Annotated in this window: 16 protein-coding genes and 2 pseudogenes; 6 read left to right on the top strand and 12 right to left on the bottom strand. The window is 66.3% G+C overall.

Translation table 11 applies throughout. The annotated features are described in order from the left end of the window. Window position 1 precedes the first annotated feature (1 nt). The gene (locus MYXE_RS08920; protein ID WP_003921077.1) at window positions 2-1,681 is read right to left on the bottom strand and encodes a circularly permuted type 2 ATP-grasp protein; all 1,680 of its coding nucleotides are present in this window, start codon (window positions 1,679-1,681) and stop codon (window positions 2-4) included. A 158-nt stretch (window positions 1,682-1,839) separates the two neighbouring features. Between MYXE_RS08920 and rpsT the strand changes: the two genes are divergently transcribed. Continuing rightward, window positions 1,840-2,100 (top strand): 30S ribosomal protein S20, encoded by a 261-nt coding sequence (gene rpsT / locus MYXE_RS08915; protein WP_003921076.1) that lies wholly within the window; start codon window positions 1,840-1,842, stop codon window positions 2,098-2,100. 66 nt (window positions 2,101-2,166) lie between these two features. Here rpsT and holA read toward each other — a convergent pair whose 3' ends face one another. From holA to MYXE_RS08900, 3 genes are all read right to left on the bottom strand, one after another. After that, on the bottom strand, window positions 2,167-3,114 hold the full coding sequence (gene holA / locus MYXE_RS08910; RefSeq protein WP_081485344.1) for a DNA polymerase III subunit delta: 948 nt from the start codon (window positions 3,112-3,114) through the stop codon (window positions 2,167-2,169). Window positions 3,115-3,131: 17 nt separating this feature from the next. Then, a complete protein-coding gene (locus MYXE_RS08905) occupies window positions 3,132-4,631 on the bottom strand; it encodes a ComEC/Rec2 family competence protein (protein ID WP_081485345.1) in 1,500 nt (499 codons plus the stop codon). A gap of 80 nt (window positions 4,632-4,711) precedes the next feature. Further along, on the bottom strand, window positions 4,712-5,563 hold the full coding sequence (locus MYXE_RS08900) for a ComEA family DNA-binding protein (RefSeq protein ID WP_003921073.1): 852 nt from the start codon (window positions 5,561-5,563) through the stop codon (window positions 4,712-4,714). Window positions 5,564-5,731: 168 nt separating this feature from the next. Here MYXE_RS08900 and MYXE_RS08895 point away from each other — a divergent pair, with 168 nt between their 5' ends. From MYXE_RS08895 to MYXE_RS08875, 5 genes are all read left to right on the top strand, one after another. Continuing rightward, window positions 5,732-6,892, top strand: a complete 1,161-nt coding sequence (locus tag MYXE_RS08895) for an acyl-CoA dehydrogenase family protein (protein WP_003921072.1) — start codon at window positions 5,732-5,734, stop codon at window positions 6,890-6,892. An 8-nt stretch (window positions 6,893-6,900) separates the two neighbouring features. Continuing rightward, window positions 6,901-7,992: an acyl-CoA dehydrogenase family protein gene (locus MYXE_RS08890; RefSeq protein ID WP_003921071.1), complete on the top strand. Its 1,092-nt coding sequence runs from the start codon at window positions 6,901-6,903 to the stop codon at window positions 7,990-7,992. 20 nt (window positions 7,993-8,012) lie between these two features. Continuing rightward, on the top strand, window positions 8,013-8,435 hold the full coding sequence (locus tag MYXE_RS08885) for a PPOX class F420-dependent oxidoreductase (RefSeq protein ID WP_003921070.1): 423 nt from the start codon (window positions 8,013-8,015) through the stop codon (window positions 8,433-8,435). Window positions 8,436-8,674: 239 nt separating this feature from the next. Continuing rightward, window positions 8,675-9,115: an MmpS family transport accessory protein gene (locus MYXE_RS08880; protein WP_003921069.1), complete on the top strand. Its 441-nt coding sequence runs from the start codon at window positions 8,675-8,677 to the stop codon at window positions 9,113-9,115. A 5-nt stretch (window positions 9,116-9,120) separates the two neighbouring features. Next, window positions 9,121-11,991 (top strand): MMPL/RND family transporter, encoded by a 2,871-nt coding sequence (locus MYXE_RS08875; protein WP_112650294.1) that lies wholly within the window; start codon window positions 9,121-9,123, stop codon window positions 11,989-11,991. A gap of 6 nt (window positions 11,992-11,997) precedes the next feature. Here the strand turns inward: MYXE_RS08875 and MYXE_RS08870 are convergent, their stop codons facing one another. The 8 genes and pseudogenes from MYXE_RS08870 to MYXE_RS08835 all read right to left on the bottom strand — a co-directional run bounded on the left by MYXE_RS08870 (window position 11,998) and on the right by MYXE_RS08835 (window position 19,078). Next, window positions 11,998-12,831, bottom strand: a complete 834-nt coding sequence (locus MYXE_RS08870; protein ID WP_085193523.1) for a DegV family protein — start codon at window positions 12,829-12,831, stop codon at window positions 11,998-12,000. 184 nt (window positions 12,832-13,015) lie between these two features. After that, a pseudogene (gene octT / locus MYXE_RS08865) lies at window positions 13,016-13,744 on the bottom strand (diglucosylglycerate octanoyltransferase); the annotation flags it as partial. Next, window positions 13,734-14,396 (bottom strand): glucosyl-3-phosphoglycerate phosphatase, encoded by a 663-nt coding sequence (gene gpgP / locus MYXE_RS08860; RefSeq protein WP_085193527.1) that lies wholly within the window; start codon window positions 14,394-14,396, stop codon window positions 13,734-13,736. The gene gpgP and the pseudogene octT, both read right to left, overlap by 11 nt. Next, window positions 14,393-14,761, bottom strand: coding sequence for a ribosome silencing factor (gene rsfS / locus MYXE_RS08855; RefSeq protein ID WP_003921064.1), 369 nt, complete (start codon window positions 14,759-14,761; stop codon window positions 14,393-14,395). Before rsfS ends, gpgP begins: the two co-directional genes overlap by 4 nt. Next, window positions 14,758-15,357: pseudogene (nadD, locus tag MYXE_RS08850) on the bottom strand (nicotinate-nucleotide adenylyltransferase). Before nadD ends, rsfS begins: the two are co-directional and overlap by 4 nt. A 144-nt stretch (window positions 15,358-15,501) precedes the next feature. After that, entirely contained in the window at window positions 15,502-16,944 is a 1,443-nt protein-coding gene (locus tag MYXE_RS08845; protein WP_003921062.1) for a vWA domain-containing protein, read from the bottom strand. Beyond that, complete coding sequence (locus MYXE_RS08840; RefSeq protein ID WP_003921061.1) at window positions 16,944-17,819, bottom strand: AAA family ATPase; 876 nt, start codon at window positions 17,817-17,819, stop codon at window positions 16,944-16,946. The genes MYXE_RS08845 and MYXE_RS08840 overlap by 1 nt, the downstream gene beginning before the upstream one ends. An 11-nt stretch (window positions 17,820-17,830) precedes the next feature. After that, on the bottom strand, window positions 17,831-19,078 hold the full coding sequence (locus MYXE_RS08835; protein ID WP_003921060.1) for a glutamate-5-semialdehyde dehydrogenase: 1,248 nt from the start codon (window positions 19,076-19,078) through the stop codon (window positions 17,831-17,833). Window positions 19,079-19,217: the final 139 nt, after the last annotated feature.

Here is a 19,217-nt window from a genome sequence, read left to right as displayed (position 1 = left end):
TTTACTGTTGCTGCGACTGCTGATCCTGCGGCTGGCGTGCCAGCAGCGGCTGTCGGCGCTGTTGTGACGAGGCGCCGTCGACGGCCGTCTCGCCGTCAGGCCCGGTGGCCGGCCCAGGCAGCGACCGCACGATCTCAGCCGCGCCGAGCTCGCGATGCGCCGGTGACGTGCGGGGGGCGAGCACCCAGGTGTCTTTCGAACCGCCGCCCTGGCTGGAGTTGACCAGGAGGGAGCCCTCCAAGAGGGCGACCCGGGTCAGTCCGCCCGGCAACACCCACACCTCGTCGCCGTCGTTGACCGCGAAAGGGCGCAAATCGACGTAGCGGGGGGCGAGTTTGTTCCCGACCCGGGTCGGCACCGTCGACAACTGCATCACCGGCTGGGCGATCCAGCCGCGCGGGTCGTCGCGAATCTTCTTGGCCACCAACGCAAGTTCGTGCTGGGAGGCGTCTGGGCCGAAAACGATCCCGTATCCGCCGGACCCTTCAACCGGTTTGAGGACCAGTTCGTCGATGCGGTCCAGCACCTCTTCACGTTCGTTGTCCAGCCAGCAGCGCAGAGTATCCACGTTGGCCAGTAACGGTTTCTCGCCGAGGTAGTACTCGATGATCGTCGGCACGTAGGTGTAGACGAGTTTGTCGTCGCCGACCCCGTTGCCGACGGCGCTGGAGATCACCACGTTGCCCGCGCGGGCGGCGTTGAGCAAGCCGGCCACCCCGAGCACCGAGTCCGGACGAAACTGCAGCGGGTCCAAAAACGCGTCGTCGATGCGGCGGTAGATGACGTCGACCTGGCGCTCGCCTTCGGTGGTGCGCATATACACCTGGTTGTCGCGGCAGAACAGGTCGCGGCCCTCGACAAGTTCGACACCCATCTGCCGGGCCAGCAGCGAATGCTCGAAGTACGCGGCGTTGGCGACCCCCGGGGTGAGCACCACGACGGTCGGGTCGGCCTCGTTGGTGGCCGCGGAGTTGCGCAGCGCGCGCAGCAGGTGCGCGGCGTAGTCGTCGACTGCGCGTACCCGGTGGGTGGCGAACAGGTTTGGGAAAACCCGCGCCATGGTGCGCCGGTTCTCCATCACATACGACACGCCTGACGGCGAGCGCAGGTTGTCTTCGAGGACTCGGAAGTTGCCGCGCTGGTCGCGAATCAAGTCGATGCCGGCGACGTGGATGCGAACCCCATTGGGCGGCACGATGCCGGCGGCCTGGCGGTGAAAGTGCTCGCAGGAGGTGACGAGTCGGCGCGGGATGACGCCGTCCCGCAAGATCTCTTGGTCGCCGTAGATGTCGTCGAGATACATCTCCAGCGCTGTGACCCGCTGGGTGATGCCGCGTTCGAGTCGCGCCCACTCGGCAGCTGAAATCACCCGCGGGATCAGGTCGAGGGGAAACGGCCGTTCCTTGCCTGACAGCGAGAACGTGATGCCCTGATCGACAAACGCGCGGCCCAGCGCCTCGGCGCGCGCCTCGAGTTCTGACGCGTCGGACGGAGCGAGCTCGGCGTAGATCCCCTTGTAGGGCGCGCGGACATTGCCTTGGCCGTCGAACATCTCGTCGAAGGCGGTGACGTAGCTGCCCGGGCTGTTATAACCGTCGAAAATGCCCTGGTATCGCTTCGACGGGCGCGACCGGCTGCGCGAATTCCGCCTGGTCTCGGCGGGCAGAGTACGAACGCCCACCTATGACATGGTGCACCACCAACGCCGTTTCCGCAGGCCAAGGCCCTCCGCTTTGAGAGAACGCGTGACCGGCTGATACCCTGTCTCGTCGTTGCCCACAGGTTTGGGCAAACCGCGACTCCCACGAATCCGCTCGAGAACGACGAAGGAACTGGCGCGTGGCCAACATCAAACAGCAGGCGAAGCGCAATCGCACCAACGAGCGCCGACGACTGCGCAACAAGTCGGTGAAATCGTCGGTTCGCACGGCGATCCGCAAGTTTCGTGAGGCCGTCGCGGCCGGCGAGAAAGACAAAGCCGCCGAGCTGTTGGTCTCGACCAGCCGCAAACTGGACAAGGCGGCCACCAAGGGCGTGATCCACAAAAATCAGGCGGCGAACAAGAAGTCGGCGCTGGCGCGGGCCTATAACAAGCTCTGACTAGCCGCCGGCGAGCTGACGCAAAGGCACCCGTTTCGGCACGAAACCGGGTGCCTTTGCGTCTGCTCAGCGGCCCTTGGCGACCAGTTCGGCAACCGTCCTCACCGCGGCCTCCAGCGCATACTCCGGGTCGGCGGCCGCACCCTTGACGTCGGCGTTGAGCGCGGCGACCAGTTTCATCGCCGCGGCCACGCTGCCGCGCGACCACCGCCGGGCCTGGCGTTGGGCTTTCTGCACCCGCCAGGGCGGCATGCCCAGCTCCGCGGCCAGCCGGTACGGGTCACCGGAGAGCGGCCCAACCCGGGCGATGGTGTGAACCGCTTCGGCCAGCGCATCGGCGAGCACCACGTGCGGCTCGCCACGCATCATCGCCCACCGCAGCGCTTCGGCTGCTCCGGCCACGTCGCCGGCCACGGCTTTGTCGGCGATGTCGAAGCCCTTCACTTCGGCCTTGCCGCTGTGGTAGCGGCGCACGGCGGCGGCGTCGACGTGGCCGCCGGTGTCGGCGACCAGCTGCGAACACGCCGATGCAAGCTCACGGACGTCGGAGCCGACCGCCTCGAGCAACGCGGTGACCGTGTCGTCGTCAACCCGGACGTCCAGCGAGCGGAACTCACCGCGAACGAACTCGGCGCGCTCGCTGGCTTTGGTGATCCTGGCGCAGGGGTGGACTACGGCGCCGAGGTCACGCAATTGGCCTGCCAGGGCCTTGGCGCGCCCACCACCGGAATGCACCACGACCAGCGCGGTGCCGGACGGGATGTCGGCGGCGGTCGCGGCGATGACGTTGGCCGCGTCCTTGCCCGCGTCGCCCGCGGCTTCCAGCACCACCACCCGCTCGTCGGCGAAAAGTGACGGGCTCAGCAGCTCTGCCAGTTCGTAGGCGTCGACATCACCCGCGCGCACCCGACTCACCGACACGTCGTCGCTGCCAGCACGCTCACGCACCGATCGCAGTATCGCCGCCACGGCGCGCTCGACCAGCAGCTCTTCGTCTCCGAGCACCAGATGCAGGGGCGCGACCGCTAAGCTCACCCCACGATCGTGTCACGACCCGCCGACACCGGCGCAGCGGACATGAGCCCGGACAATGCCCACGCCACCAGGCACACCGCGGCACCCCCGGCGGCGGCGCGAAACCACCGCCAACGCCACAGCGCGACGATCGCCACGGCGCAGGCCCCGACCACGACAATGCCGGGCACGCCCGCCGGAACGGGCACGCTCGCACCCGGCACCAGGGCCGCCCAGTGCGCGACACCGAGCACCCACCACAACTCGGGACCGGTAAAGCGGATCAGCAGCTGCGCCGCCGCGGGCCAGCACACACCCAACGTGGCCGCGGCGGTGCCCAGCACGGTAATCGGCGCGATAACCGGCGCGGCTGCAAGATTGGCTACCGCGGCCACCACGCTGACGCGTCCCGAGATCCCGGCTACCAACGGAGCAGTAACCAACTGCGCGGCGCAGGCGACGCAAACCGCGTCTGCGAGCGGTTTGGGACAGCCACGCGACACCATGCGCCGTGACCAGACCGGCGCGATCACGACCAGCGCCGCCGTCGCCACCACCGACAAGGCAAAGCCCACGTCGACAGCCAGCTGGGGAGCGGCGACCATCACCATCAGCACCGCGGCTGACAGGCTGGGAATCGCCTGGCGCCGCCGCGACGACAACATGCCCAGCAGCGCTATGGCACCCATCAGCGCCGCGCGCAAGACGCTGGCCGTCGGCTGTACCACGATCACGAAACCCACCAGCGCGACCGCGGCGAGCCCCACCGCCGCACGCGGCCCGATCAGCCGAGCAGAAAACAACACCGCGCCACACACAATGGTGACGTTGGCCCCGGAAACCGCCGTCAGATGCGTCAGCCCCGCGGCGCGAAACTCCCGGCTGGTCAGCGTCGTCACCGCGGAGGTGTCGCCGAGGACCAGCGCGGGCAGTGCCGCGGCCTGCGCTGCGGGCAGCACTTCCCGGGCTGCCACCGCGAACCGGTCGCGGACCGCGTGCGCGACCCGATGCACCCATCCGATGCGGCCCACCACCGGCTTCCCGGTCGCGTTGAGCGCGGCGATCGTCAGATCACGTCGGGTGGGACGGCCGATCCGCGCGGTAAAACGCAACGGCTGGCCCGCCACCACTTCGCCGAAATCCGCTGTGGGCGCGAAAACCACAACACGACCGGACATTTCGTCGTTGCCGAGGCGGTGCAGAGCGGCGCGAAACACCAGCCGTCCGCGGCCAACTGCGATCGCGCTTTCAGTGGGTGTGACGGTCACCGGTGCCGCGTGCCCGAACGCCGTGGTGATCGGGTGGTGATCGACAGCTTCGGTGCGCAGCGCGATCGCGAACCCGAAGCCGGCACCCACCACGCCGACGCCCAACAGGCCCAAGCTGACCGTGCGCACCCCCGCTGATCGCCGGGTATGCGCATGCCACCACCACGCACCCGACAAAGCGGCCAGCGCAAGGCAAGCCACCGCGATGACCTCGCCGACAGGCCACCAGATCCCGGCGGCGGTGACCATCCAGCTGCTCAGGGCGGCTGGGACCAAGCGCACATCCAACCACGCCGATCCGGTATCGACGCCAGCATGCTGCACCGGTCTCAGACACGGACCAGGGCGCGCAGCTTGTCGAGCCGGGCGGGGCCAATGCCATCCACCTCAGCAAGCTGGTCCACGCTGGTGAACTTGCCGTTGGCCTCTCGCCACGCCACGATCGCGGCTGCCGTCACCGGCCCGATACCGGGCAGGGTATCTAGCTGCTGCACCGTCGCGGTGTTGAGATTGATCACCTCGCCAGGCTTCGGCGACGGTGGTCCCGAAGTCTTGCCCGGCGCGGCCGGCGTGTCAGACGTTCCCGAAGTCACCGAACTGCCCAGTGCGGAGGGCTGACCTTTGGCCGGCGCGATCCCGACCACTATCTGCTCGCCGTCGCCGAGTTGGCGCGCCATGTTGAGCCCGATGGTGTCGGCGCCCGCCATCGCACCACCGGCGGCACTCAGCGCGTCAGCGATGCGGGCGCCGGGCGCCAGCGTGACCAGCCCGGGTTTGTGGACCAGGCCCACGACGCTGACCACCACCGGTTGATCCGCCTTGGGGGGCGGGCTAGCACCCGGGCTGCGGCTCGCCGACGAAACCATTTCAACGGGAGGCAATTTGGCCGACACCACGGGTGCTGGCCGGTGACGCACGACCGTAAACACGGTCACCAACACGGCAAGCCCGGCGATCGCTGCCAGCGCGATAGCACCGGCGCGACCGGGGTCGGCGCGGATTTTCGCCACCCAGGCGGGCCCGCCGTGAACCGAGCCGTCCGGAAGCCAGCGCGGCAGCAACGAGTTCGGGTCAGCGCTGTCGTCGGTGTCGTCGGCGGTATCGGCATCCGAACGGGAGTCGGAACCCGGCGGGGCAGCCAGGCGCCGGTGAAGTCGCTCTGCGGGAAGTTCTGTTGCCATGCGCCGACCGTAGGCGCCGGGGCCGTCATGCACGCCGCCTCAGGAAGCGGCTGACCACTTGGCTGTGGATGAATCCCAGACTGTGCACGAGTTTGTGGTTGACGACCGGCGGCGCCTAACGTGCAGGGCAGAACCGTCGGTTCCGTTTACCGTTTGAAGGAGGCCGCGATGCAGCTGGCGCTCACCGACGCCGAAGCCGCGTTCCGTGACGAGCTTCGCGCTTTTTACACCAGCAAGATCCCGGCCGAGATTCGCGAGCGGGTGCGCGCCGGCCTGCCGCTCAGCCGCGACGACATCGTCACCAGCCACAAGATCCTCAACGACCACGGGCTTGCGGTGCCCAACTGGCCCGTCGAGTGGGGCGGCAAGGACTGGACGCCCACTCAGCATCAGATCTGGCTCGACGAGATGCAACTGGCAGGCGTGCCCGAACCGCTGAACTTCAACAGCAAGATGGTCGGTCCGGTGATCGCCGAATTCGGTTCGCAGCAAATCAAAGAGCGCTTTTTGCCGCCGACGGCCAGTCTGGACATCTGGTGGTGTCAAGGTTTCTCCGAACCAGAGGCCGGCTCAGATCTGGCGTCGCTGCGCACCACCGCGCAGCGCGACGGCGACAGCTACGTGGTCAACGGCCAGAAGACGTGGACAACGCTGGGCCAGTACGCGGACTGGATCTTCTGTCTGGTGCGCACCGACCCGCAGGCACCCAAGAAGCAGGCCGGGATTTCGTTCCTGCTCATCGACCTCGACACTCCGGGTATCACGATGCGGCCGATCAAGTTGATCGATGGCAGTTACGAGGTCAACGAGGTGTTCTTCGAGGATGTGCGAGTACCTGCCGATCAACTTGTCGGCGAGGAAAACCAGGGCTGGACCTACGCGAAGTTCCTGCTGGGCAATGAGCGGACCGGCATTGCCGGGGTCGGCCGGACCAAGGTACAGCTGGCGGAGGTGAAACGGCATGCCGCCGACACCGGAAGGCTCGACGACCCGCTGTTTGCCGCGCGCCTCGCTGAGATCGAAAACGACGTGCTGGCATTGGAACTCACGCAGATGCGGGTGACCGCCGGCTCGGCGGGCGGCAAACCCAACCCCGCATCCTCGGTGCTCAAGCTGCGTGGTAGCCAACTGCAGCAGGCGGTCACCGAACTGCTCCTCGAGGTCGCCGGTCGCGACGCGCTGCCGTTTCAGGCCGGCGACGACATCGCATCGCCGGGATGGGCGCAACGCAGCGCACCGCACTACCTCAATTACCGCAAGACATCCATCTACGGGGGCAGCAATGAAGTGCAACGCACCATAATCGCGTCCACGATTCTCGGATTGTGAGCTAGCCCATGGACTTTCAGTTAAGCGACGAGCAGGCGCTGTTACGCGACACCACTCGAGACGTCTTGGCTCGCAGCTACGACGCGGAGAGCCGCAACAAGATCGTCGAGACCGACCTCGGCTGGAGCCGCGAGGTGTGGAGCCAGCTCGCCGATGTCGGGATCCTCGGCCTCGGGTTCGACCCCGACGAGGCGGGCCAAATCGAAATCATGCTGGTGCTCATCGAGATCGGCCGTCGCCTGGCCCCCGAACCTGTCGTCCACGCCGCGCTGGGCCCGGGCGCGATCATCGCCGAACTGGGTACCGCCGAGCAAAAGCGGTTGCTCGACGATGTCGCTGCTGGGCATAAGCTGGTGGCGTTTGCGCACCTCGAGCCCCGTGGCCATGCAGCGACGAGGGCTGTGCGACAGGGAGATTCGTGGGCGTTGAGTGGCCGGAAAAACCCGGTGCCAGCCGGTAACTGTGCCGATACCCTGGTCGTCAGCGCAGTGCTGCCGGAGGGCGGCACGGGATTGTTCTTGGCAGACGCCGCCACCACCATCCGCCACCGGTACCCGACGTTCGATGGGCAGCGCGGCGCACAGATCGACTTCGACCAGGTCGCTGCCCAGCCGCTCGGCGACCCAGTCGATGCGTCACGCCCCATCGCGAATGCCGTCCTTCGCATTTCCTCGGCGCTGTGCGCCGAGGCCGTCGGCGCGATGGAGGAAGCACTTCGTCTGACCACCGAATATCTCAAGACGCGAAAGCAGTTCGGCGTCACGTTGAACAAGTTCCAGACCCTGACCCAGCGCGCCGCCGATATGTACCTATCGCTGGAGTTGGCCCGGAGCATGAACCTCTATGCCGCGATGTCGATCGCCGACGGGAGGCTCGACCCGGTGATTGCGGCGCGGGCCGCGCTGCAGATCGGCCGGTCCGGCCGGCATATCGCGCAGGAAGCGATCCAATTGCATGGGGGAATCGGCATGACCGCGGAATACCCGGTCGGCCATTACGCCGCTCGGCTCACCGCGATCGAACACACGCTGGGGTCGCCGACCGACCAGCTGCACATCTTGGTCGACCACCTTCGTGAGTACGACTTGGTCAAGCTTTAACTTCGCGGGGAAGGACTCGCATGACCGAATTCACCGACGAAGTCATCGAATTCCTTTCGGCGGGTACCCGGACCGGCATGCTTGGCTATCTCGCTTCTGACGGCCGGCCGCTGGTTGCTCCGGTGTGGTTCATCGTCGACAACGGCGAGCTGGTGTTCACCACCGGACACAATACCGCGAAAGGCCGTGCGCTGGCGCGGGATTCGCGTGCAGTGATCTGCGTCGACGACCCGCATCCGCCGTATTCATTCGTGCAGGTGCAGGGCATCGCCAGCATCACCGAGGACGCTGTAGATCTGCTGGACATCGCGACCCGGATCGGTGGGCGCTACATGGGACTGCACCGCGCCCAGGAATTCGGCCGGCGCAACGCTGCCCCCGGCGAGTTGGTGGTGCGGGTGCGCCCGACCAAGGTTATCGCTGGATTCAACATCACCGACTGACCAAGCCACCCCGACCTCGTGACGTTGGCCAACGCGTTAAACCGGCCGCACCCCGAAGAACGCCTGCGTACCGTACCCACTAGGATACTTAGCCACGCGAAGGTTCTGGCGACGTCGGATGGAATGTGGCGACGAAGCCAGATGTTTCCGACAGCGTTTGGGTGGACCCCACGGAACTACCGACCGAGCGTCCGCCCAGGGCGGGCAACAGTCCCGATCGGTTAGCGGAGGGCGGTGAGATGAGGGCTTCGGTTGCCAAAGCGCTCAAACGAGCCTGGATACCCCTGGTGCTGGTCGCGGTGCTCACTGTGTCGGGGTTCGGCGTGGCCCGACTGCATCGCATCTTCGGCTCGCAGGACCTCAACGCGAACGCTGGTGGCGGCATCGAGATCGTGCAGTTCAACCCCAAGGTGGTAACTTACGAGGTCTTCGGCCCCCCGGGGACCACCGCGAACATCAATTACTGGGACGCTGAAGCGAACACCCATCAGGTCAACGCGGTTCCGCTGCCCTGGTCGCACACGATCAGCACGACTCTGCCAGCCGTCAGCGCCAACATCATGGTGCAGGGTGACAGCGACCAGATCCGCTGCCGCGTCACCGTGGACGGCGTGGTGCGCGACGAGCAAACCGCCAACGGCGTCAACGCCCAGACCTTCTGCCTGGTGAAATCGGCATGACCCATATGAGCAGCGAACGCACCCACCGGCCGTACCTCCCCCACGCAATCCGGTTGCTCGCGGTGCCCATCATTGCCGGGTGGGTTTTCATCACCGTCTTGGTGAACGTCATCGTGCCGCGGCTGGAAGTGGTCAGCGAAGAACACTCGGCACCCATGGCCCCGATGGACGCGCCGTCCATGCAGGCGATGATGCGGCTGGGTCACAACTTCAAGGAGTTTGACTCCAACAGCACGATCATGATGGTCGTCGAGGGCCAGCAGCCGCTCGGCGACGCCGCACACCGCTACTACGACGACATCATCCGTCAACTGCGGCAGGACCCTAAGCATGTGCAGCACATTCAGGACTTCTGGAGCGATCGGTTAACGGCCGCAGGGGTCCAGAGCACTGACGCCAAAGGCGCCTACGTGCAACTCAACCTCGCTGGCAACCAGGGCACCACCCTGGCGAACGAATCCGTCGAGGCGGTCCGCCACGTCGTGGAGCGGACGCCCGCGCCACCGGGCGTCAAGGCCTATGTCACCGGGCCCGCGGCGCTGTCCGACGACATGCACGTCATCGGCAATGCCAGCCTGGCGAAGATTACGTTGTTCACGCTCGCGGCGATCGCGATCATGCTCTTTCTGGTCTACCGCTCGCTGGTCACCACGCTGGTCCAGCTTTTCATGACCGGGATCGCGGTGGCCTCCTCGCGGGGAATCATCGCGGTCCTCGGATACCACAATGTCTTTGGGCTCACCACGTTTGCCGCGAATATCCTCACAATGCTGGCTATTGCGGCTGGCACCGACTACGGAATCTTCCTCATCGGCCGCTACCAGGAAGCACGTACGGCCGGACAGGATCGGATAGCGGCGTATTACACGACGTTTCGCAGTGTGGCCCCCGTGGTGTTGGGTTCAGGGCTGACCATCGCTGGAGCGACGTTTTGTCTCTACTTCGCTCGATTGCCTTGGTTCCACACCATGGGCATCCCGGTCGCGATCGGCATGCTCGTCGTGGTCGCGGCAGGACTCACGTTGGGGCCGGCAGTGCTGACCGTCGCCAGTCGCTTCGGTCTCCTAGAGGCCAGGCGAGTGGCCAAGGGGCGGCTGTGGCGCCGGGTCGGCACCGCCGTCGTGCGCTGGCCGGCACCGATTCTTGCGGCCAGCACCGTGGTGGTGCTGATCGGCATGATCGCGCTCCCCGGCTTCAAGCCCGGTTACAACGACCGCTACTACTTGCCAGAACGCGCTCCGGTCAATATCGGCTACGCGGCAGCGGATCGGCACTTCTCTCAGGCCCGGATGAACCCGGACCTGTTGATGGTCGAAGCCGACCACGACATGCGCAATCCGGCTGACATGCTCGTGTTGGACCGGGTGGCGAAGAACGTCATCCGGGTCGTGGGCATCGCCATGATCCAGGACATCACACGACCGTTGGGAATCCCAATCCAGCACAGTTCGATCCCGTTTCAGAACAGCATGCAAAGCCAGACGACCATGCAAAACATGGCCTTTTTGAAGGGGCGCATGGCAGACATCCTCAGGATGGCGGATGAACTGGGCAAGACGATCGAAACACTGCAGCGGACGTATGACGTCCAGCAGCAGCTCGTTGCCGCTACTCACCGCACAGATCTCGACACACACGAGCTGACGAAGATCACGGACGAATTGCGGGACCACATAGCGGATTTCGACGATTTCTGGCGGCCGATCCGCAGCTACTTCTACTGGGAAAAGCACTGTTTCGATATTCCGATTTGCTGGTCGCTGCGGTCGTTGTTCGACTCGTTGGACGGTATCGATCAGCTTGACGAGAAGTTCCACCAGCTTGCGAAGGACTTCGACTCGGTCGACGTGCTCCAGCCGCAATTGGCAGCGCTATTGCTGCCACAGATCGAATCGCTGAAAACGACTAGAGCTTTGACCCTGACCTTGCACAGCACCTTCCAGGCGATGATCAACCAGATGGAGGCGATGAGCGACACGGCGATCGTCATGGGGCAAAGCTTCGACAACTCCAAGAACGACGACTTTTTCTACCTTCCTCCGGAAGCCTTCGGCAACCCGGACTTCCAAACCGGCTTGCGAATGTTCTTGTCGCCGGATGGCAAGTCGGCACGCTTTTTCGTCACCCACCAGGGCGATCCGGCTACGCCGGAAGGGATTTCACGCGTCGATCTAGAGCGGACGGCGGCGCAGGAAGGGCTAAAGCAATCCTCCCTGTCCAACGCGAAGGTTTACCTGGGCGGCACCGCAGCCACGTACAAGGATATGCACGACGGCGAAAAATACGACTTGATGATCGCGGTGCTGTCCGCACTCACCCTGATCTTCATGATCATGCTGCTGTTGACGCGCAGCCTGGTTGCCGCGATGGTGATCGTGGGCACCGCGGCGAGCTCGATTGCCGCGGCGTTCGGGCTTTCTGTGCTGGTGTGGCAAGACCTTCTCGGCCACCACATCCACTGGGTGGTGGCGGCGCTGTCGGTCATCATCCTGCTGGCGGTGGGATCCGACTACAACCTGCTGCTCGTTTCCCGGTTCAAAGAAGAGATCCACGCCGGCCTGAAGACCGGGTACATCCGGGCGATGGCCGGCAGCGGCGGGGTGGTGACGGCCGCGGGCCTGGTCTTCGCCTTCACCATGGCCGCGATGCTCGGCAGTGAGTTGAGGGTGCTCGGTCAGTTCGGTTCGACGGTCTGCATTGGCCTGCTGATGGACACACTGGTGGTGCGTACGTTGTTCATGCCGTCGATCGCGGTGCTGCTGGGCCGCTGGTTCTGGTGGCCGCAGGTGATCCACCCGCGCGGCGACAATGCGCGGTCGCCGCGTACCCGAGCAAGTGAGGACACTGCGCCGCTGGCGGTTTCGGCTCGGCGGTAAATCGCGTTACTGCGGCACCTCGACGCACACCGCCAGTGCGCCGGCGCCGACGTGCAACGCGAGGACCGGACCCAGATCGGTGACAATTGCCGGCGGGCACGCCGGCAGTCGTTCGGCCAGCGTGGCCGCCAGCACGGCCGCTCCCTCCTCGTTGGCGACGTGATGCACCGCGACCGCCGCGGTGCTATCGCCGATTACGTCGCAGACTCGGTCGATCATTGCTGCCAGCGCTTTGCTGGCGGTGCGCGCCCGTTGCGCCAGTACGAGTCTGCCGTCGTCTATGCGCAGCAGCGGCTTGAGCGCCAGCGCGCTGCCCAGCCATGCCGCAGCCCCTCCGATACGCCCGCTGCGCCGCAGGTTGTCCAATCGGTGCACCACGATGAATCCGTAATTGCGTCTCACCGCTGCTCGAGCCGCGTGCGCGACGGTGTTCAGGTCGGAGCCATCAGCCGCTGCCCGGGCGGCGGCCAATGCGACGAACCCGGTATTCATAGCAGTCGATTTGGAATCGATGACCCGGATCGACGGGCCCAGCTCAGCTGCCGTTGTCTCGGCGGCACGCAAAGTGCCCGACAATGCGGCCGAAAGGTGAACGGCCACAACCCCGTCGCCGCCGCTGGCCGCCAGTGCTTGCTGGTAGGCGTCGCGCAGTTCAGCCGGGGTCGCCGCCGCGGTCGTGGCTCCGCCACATTCGTGGATGTTGTCGGGAATTCGATCGACACCGTCACGCAGATCGCGATCGTCGATCAAGATGTGCAGGGGGACCTGGCGGATCCCCCACTGCTGGCGCATATCGTCGGGCAATCGCGACGACGAGTCGGTGACCACCACCACAGACATCGGCTCAGCCCCGGGGTTTCTCGTTCGCCCAGCCGGTTTGATCGCGCGGCTCCTCATCATCGCGCTGCGCGCTCTGCATCGTCGCCACGCCGGTTTGATCGCGCGGCTCCTCATCATCGCGCTGCGCGCTCTGCATCGTCGCCACGCCGGTTTGATCGCGCGGCTCCTCATCATCGCGCTGCGCGCTCTGCATCGTCGCCACGCCGGCCTCGGCCAGCGCCTTGAGCATCAGTTCCGCAACGGCTTTGTGCGCCTCAAAGTTCCAGTGGATACCGTCAGGGTTGCCGCGACCGCTCATGATGTGTTCGGCTACAGCAGCCATGAGGTCGACCAACGGAATGCCATGCTGCTCAGCCCATCGGGAAATGGCGGCCGCCGTCGCCTGGCGGCCCCGGTGGGCCTTGCCATATGTCTCGGCGATATGCACCGATGGCAGCGATGCCACGATCGGTATGCCCGGCCGGTTGAAATCGATTGCACCACGCGTCTGTTCGAGGTATTCGACGGTGAGGTGCGGCGGCAGTGCGGGCCTGGCCACCGGTGAGAGACGCCGCTGCAGCCAGCCATAGCCGTCGCGCACCCAGCGCCGCACCCAGGGCGGCCGCACATAGCGGATGAGCTCACGCAGCGCCGTCGGCAACACCGACGGCAGTGAGTCCATCCCACCGGTCGCAAATATCACCGCGCCGGCCCGGCGCAGCGCCGCCCACGCCCGGGGATCCTGGGTGGCGGCCCACCACACGTCGCGACATGTCCACCCGATCCGCCCGATCAGCTCGACATCCCAACCTAGTTGGGAGGCAACGATATTCGGCCAGATGCGCGGATCGTCGGCGGGCAAGCCCCCGGTGGGCCCATAGTAGGCCAGGGAATCGGCGAAGATCAGCAGGACGGGTCGCCGCTCAGAAGCCATCGCCCGCTACCTGCACCGAGGCGTTCCACACGTCCAGACGCCACGTGATGCCGTCCATGTCGGCATCGTCGGCGGAATATCCGCTCAACTGTGTCCAGCTGGCATTGCCCATCCCACCCAGGGCGGGCCAGTTGGCCACCGGCAACCGCAGCAGCGTCGCGGTCAACGCGGCGATCAAACCGCCGTGCGCCACCAGCACCACTGGCCGCTCGTCTTGACCCCACTCCGATTCGGCCGCCACCAACTCGGCGATCAGCGGCAGGCTGCGGGCGGCAACCTCGACCCTGCTCTCCCCGCCATGGGGGGCCCAGGAAGCGTCCTCGCGCCAGGCCAACCGTGCCCCCGGGGCGGCACTGTCGACCTGCGCGTGCGTCATGCCTTGCCAGTCGCCGAGGTGGGTCTCCCGCAGCCGGGCGTCGACCCGCGGCTGCAATCCGGTGCGCTCGGCCAGCACGACCGCGGTGTCATAAGCCCGCCGCAAATCCGACGACACAATCAGCAGCGGCTGGCGCTTGCCCAATACCTCGGCCGCGGCGACCGCTTGAGCACGGCCGAGGTCACTCAGCTCGGTGTCCAGCTGGCCCTGCATCCGGGTGTCGAGGTTGAACGCAGTTTGACCGTGCCGCAACATCACCAGCAGCCGCGTCCTCATGAGGTACGTTCCAGGTCGATGGCGACCTGCGGACAGTCACGCCACAGCCGGTCCAGCGCGTAGTAGTTGCGCTCGTCTTGGTGCTGGATATGCACGACGATGTCGATGTAATCCAACAGCGTCCAGCGGCCTTCGCGCGCGCCTTCGCGGCGCGCCGGTTTATAACCCGCCCGGCGCATTTTCTCCTCGACCTCGTCGACGATCGCGTTGACCTGCCGCTCGTTGGACGCCGAGGCGATGACAAAGCAATCGGTGATCACCAGCTGCCCCGAAACGTCGATGACGACGACATCCTCGGCCAGCTTGGACGCAGCGGCGCTGGCAGCCACGGTGGCCATGTCGATGGCCTCCCGGCTGGCCGTCACGTTTGGTCTCCCGGTTTGCTGTAGAGCCGCCGCTTGGACACGTATTGAACGACGCCGTCGGGCATCAGGTACCACAGCGGGCGGTGCTCTGCGGCGCGGCGGCGGCAGTCGGTAGAGGAGATCGCCAGGGCGGGAACCTCGACCAACGTCAACACGTCGTCGGGCAGGCCGTCGAGGACCTGCGCGAGATGCTCGCGGCCCAGGTCGTAGCCCGGACGGCTCACCCCGATGAACCGCGCCATCGCAAACAGGTCCTCCCAGTCCTGCCACGACAGAATCGATGTCAGTGCGTCGGCGCCGGTGATGAAGTACAGCTCGGAGTCCGGGTTGAGCGCATGCAGATCGCGCAGGGTGTCTTTGGTATAGGTGGGCCCGCCGCGATCGATGTCGACCCGGCTAACTGAAAAGCGGGGATTGGACGCGGTGGCGATGACGGTCATCAGGTAACGGTCTTCGGCGGCGCTGACATGCCGGTCTTTTTTGCCAGGGCTGGCCGGTGGGCACGAAGACGACTTCGTCGAGCTCGAACAGGTCGGCTACCTCGCTGGCGGCGACCAGGTGGCCGTTATGGATGGGATCGAACGTCCCCCCCCCATCACCCCCAGCCTGCGACGCCGCTTTTGCACGATTTGCCAGCTTACTGGAGCGGGGTCTTGGTCCTGAGGTGGCAACTGCTATCGAGCTGACCGCATGAGAACCGCGACCTAGCCGCGAGCCGGCCCATTTGCACCCGGCAAAGGCTAGACCGGCAACAGCTGATCGATCACCGCGGCCAGTTGTTTGGCCGACCGGCACTCGTGCATAGTGATCACGTCCTGATAGCGCGGCGCGGCCGAGTCCCCGCTGCCCCACAGGTGTTTGGGCTCGGGGTTGAGCCAGTGCGCGTGACGGCTGGCGGTCACCATGTGCGCCAGCACCTCGATCGCCGGGTCGCGGTAGTTGGTGCGGCCGTCGCCGAGCACCAGCAGCGAGCTGCGCGGCGACAGCACATTGTGGAACTGCTCGGTGAACGAGACGAACGCATTGCCGTAGTCGGAATGCCCGTCGCGGGTGTAGACACCGGCTTCGCGGGTGATGCGCTGGATCGCCACCGCCAGGTCGGCGTCGGGCCCGAACAGATGCGTCACCTCGTCGGTGGTGTCGATGAACGCGAACACCCGTACCCGCGAAAATTGTTGGCGCAGCGCGTGAACTAGCAGCAGAGTGAAGTGGCTAAAACCCGCCACCGAGCCGGACACGTCGCACAGCACCACCAACTCAGGCCGGGCCGGGCGCGGTTTACGCAACACCACGTCGATGGGCACACCGCCGGTGGACATCGACTTGCGCAAGGTTTTGCGCAGGTCGATGGCACCTGCGCGGGCGCGACGCCGGCGGGCGGCCAGCCGGGTGGCCAGGGTGCGGGCCAGTGGCGCCACCACACGGCGCATCTGGCGCAGCTGGTCAGCTGAGGCTCGCAGGAACTCGACGTTCTCGGAAAGCTGTGGGATGCCGTACATCTGGACGTGGTCGCGGCCGAGCTGTTCGGCGGTGCGTCGCTTGGTCTCGGCGTCGACCATCCTGCGCAGCTGCGTGATCTTCTGCGCGGCAAGAGCTTTGGCGATCTGTTCCTGGGTGGGGGTGGGTTGGTCGCCGTAGGGCGCCAGCAGCCCGGCCAACAGCCGGCCTTCGAGCTGGTCCAGCGCCATCGCTTTGAGCGCCTGATACGACGAGTACGACGGGCCGCGGCTGGAACTGTATTTGCCGTAGGCCTCGACGATCTGAGCGATCATCGCCACCAGCCGCTCGTCCATGTCGGCGAGGTCGTGGTGTGCGGTGAGCAGATCGACCAGCATCTGCCGCATCGCCTCGACGTCGTCGGGCGGCAGCTGCACGCCCGGGTCGTCGTCGGTCTCGTCGGTGACCACCGCTCGCGCGCCCAACGCGGCCGGCCACCACAGGTCGAACATGGCGTCGTAGGTTTCGCGGTGATCCGGTCGGCGCAACACAGCGCAGGCGATGCCCTCGCGCAACACCTCGCGGTCACTGAGCCCCAGGGTGGCCACTACCCGCCCGGCGTCCACTGTCTCCGACGGGCCAACTGAAATGCCTTGCGCGCGAAGCGCTTCCACGAAGCCAACCAGATGGCCGGGTAGCCCGTGCGGGGCCAACGGGTGGCGGGGGCGGACGCGGCGAACGGCCATCAGTTCAGCCTGAGCTCCCCGGCCGCACGCTGCTGGTCGGACTGGTGCTTGAGCACCACGCCCAACGTGGCGGCCACGGTGGCGTCGTCGATGGTGTCCAAGCCGAGTGCCAGCAACGTGCGGCCCCAGTCGATGGTCTCGGCGATCGATGGCACCTTCTTCAGCTGCATGCCGCGCAGCACACCGATGATGCGCACCAGCTCGTCGGCCAGATGCACGGGCAACTCCGGGACCCGGGACAACAGGATTCGCCGTTCCATCTCGGGGCTCGGAAAGTCGATGTGCAAGAACAGGCAACGCCGCTTGAGCGCCTCGGACAGCTCGCGGGTGGCGTTGGAGGTCAGCACGACGAACGGCGCACGGTCCGCGGTGATGGTGCCCAACTCGGGAACTGTCACCGCGAAGTCGCTCAAAACCTCCAGCAGCAGGCCTTCCATCTCGATGTCGGCCTTGTCGGTCTCGTCGACCAATAGCACCGTGGGCTCAGTGCGCCGGATCGCGGTCAGCAGCGGGCGAGTCAGCAGGAACTCCTCGCTGAACACGTCGGCCTTGGTCGCCTCCCAGTCCCCGGAGCCGGCCTGGATGCGCAGAATCTGCTTGGCGTGGTTCCACTCGTAAAGGGCGCGTGCCTCGTCGACGCCCTCATAGCACTGCAGGCGCACCAGCCCGGACCCGGTGGCCTGCGCGACGGCGCGAGCCAGCTCGGTCTTGCCGACCCCAGCGGGCCCTTCGACCAGCAAAGGCTTTCCGAGCCGGTCGGCGAGGAAAACCGCGGTCGCGGTGGCGGTGTCGGGCAGGTAGCCCGTTTCGGCCAGCCGGCGTGCGACGTCGTCGATATCGGCGAACAGCGGAATGGGACGCGCGGGAACGGTCACTGGCAATTCTCCTAGGCGGGACGGGTGTGACCGTCTCCCCAGACGATCCACTTGGTTGAGGTCAATTCCGGCAGCCCCATCGGGCCGCGAGCATGCAGCTTCTGGGTGGAGATGCCGATCTCGGCGCCGAACCCGAACTGCTCGCCGTCGGTGAACGCCGTCGACGCGTTGACCATCACCGCAGCCGCATCAACCCCTTCGGTAAATCGTTGGGCCGCAGCCAAATTCGTGGTCACGATGGCTTCGGTGTGTCCGGTGCCGTATTCGTTGATGTGGGCGATCGCGGCCTCGACACCGTCGACCACCGCCACCGCGATGTCCATCGACAGAAACTCACGACGCAGCTCGGCCTCGTCCGGGTCGAGGTGCACGGTCACCCCGGCGTCCTGCAATGCGCCCACCAGGCGCGGCACGACCTGACCGGCGATCGCAGTGTCGACCAGCAAGGTTTCGGCGGCGTTGCACACGCTCGGCCGGCGGGTCTTGGAGTTCAGCAGCACCCGTTCGGCGACGTCGAGGTCGGCGGCTTCGTGCACGTAGACGTGGCAGTTGCCGACGCCGGTTTCGATGGTCGGCACCTGTGCGTCGCGCACCACCGCGTCGATGAGGCCGGCTCCTCCGCGCGGGATCACCACGTCGACCAGCCCACGCGCCTGGATCAGGTGGGTGACGGTCGCGTGGTCCGAGCTGTCCAGCAGCTGCACCGCGTCGACGGGCAGGTCTTCGTTGACCAGTGCGCCGCGCAGCACCTCGACCAGGGCCCGGTTGGACCGGGCGGCCGACGAGCTGCCGCGCAGCAGCGCCGCGTTACCCGACTTCAGCGCCAGCCCGAACGCGTCGACCGTGACGTTGGGCCGGCCCTCGTAGACCATGCCGACCACGCCGAGCGGAACCCGCTGCTGACGCAATCGCAGCCCGTTGGGCAAGGTGTAGCCGCGCAGCACCTCGCCGACCGGATCGGGCAGACCTGCGACCTGGCGCAGGCCGGCGGCGATGCCGTCGATGCGTTGCGGGTTGAGGGCCAGCCGGTCGAGCATGGCCGTCGGTGTGCCCGTGTCGCGGGCGGCGTTGAGGTCTTCGGCGTTGGCGGCCAAGATCTTGTCGACGTGGACCAGCATGGCGTCGGCGGCTGCGTGCAGCGCCCGGTTCTTCACCGCAGTGGGCAGCGAAGCCAACGCGCGTGCGGCCACGCGGGCGCGGCGGGCGGCGTCGTGGACTTCTTGCCGCAAGTCGGGACGCGACGGAGCGTGCAGACTCATTACCTCAGCGTATCGGTCCGCCGATGGTCGGCGGCGACACCCCGAGCCGGGCGGGCTTTAAATGGCGGCCGAGGCAGCGTTGGCCAATGCTAGCCATGTCTTACCAGACGCTTCCAGCCCGAGTGAGCACGTCGCGCCT

This window comes from Mycobacterium xenopi, from assembly GCF_009936235.1.
Classification (GTDB): Bacteria; Actinomycetota; Actinomycetes; order Mycobacteriales; family Mycobacteriaceae; genus Mycobacterium; species Mycobacterium xenopi.
The sequence above is the reverse complement of the archived record's forward strand: the minus strand, read 5'-3'. Positions and strand labels throughout refer to the sequence as shown.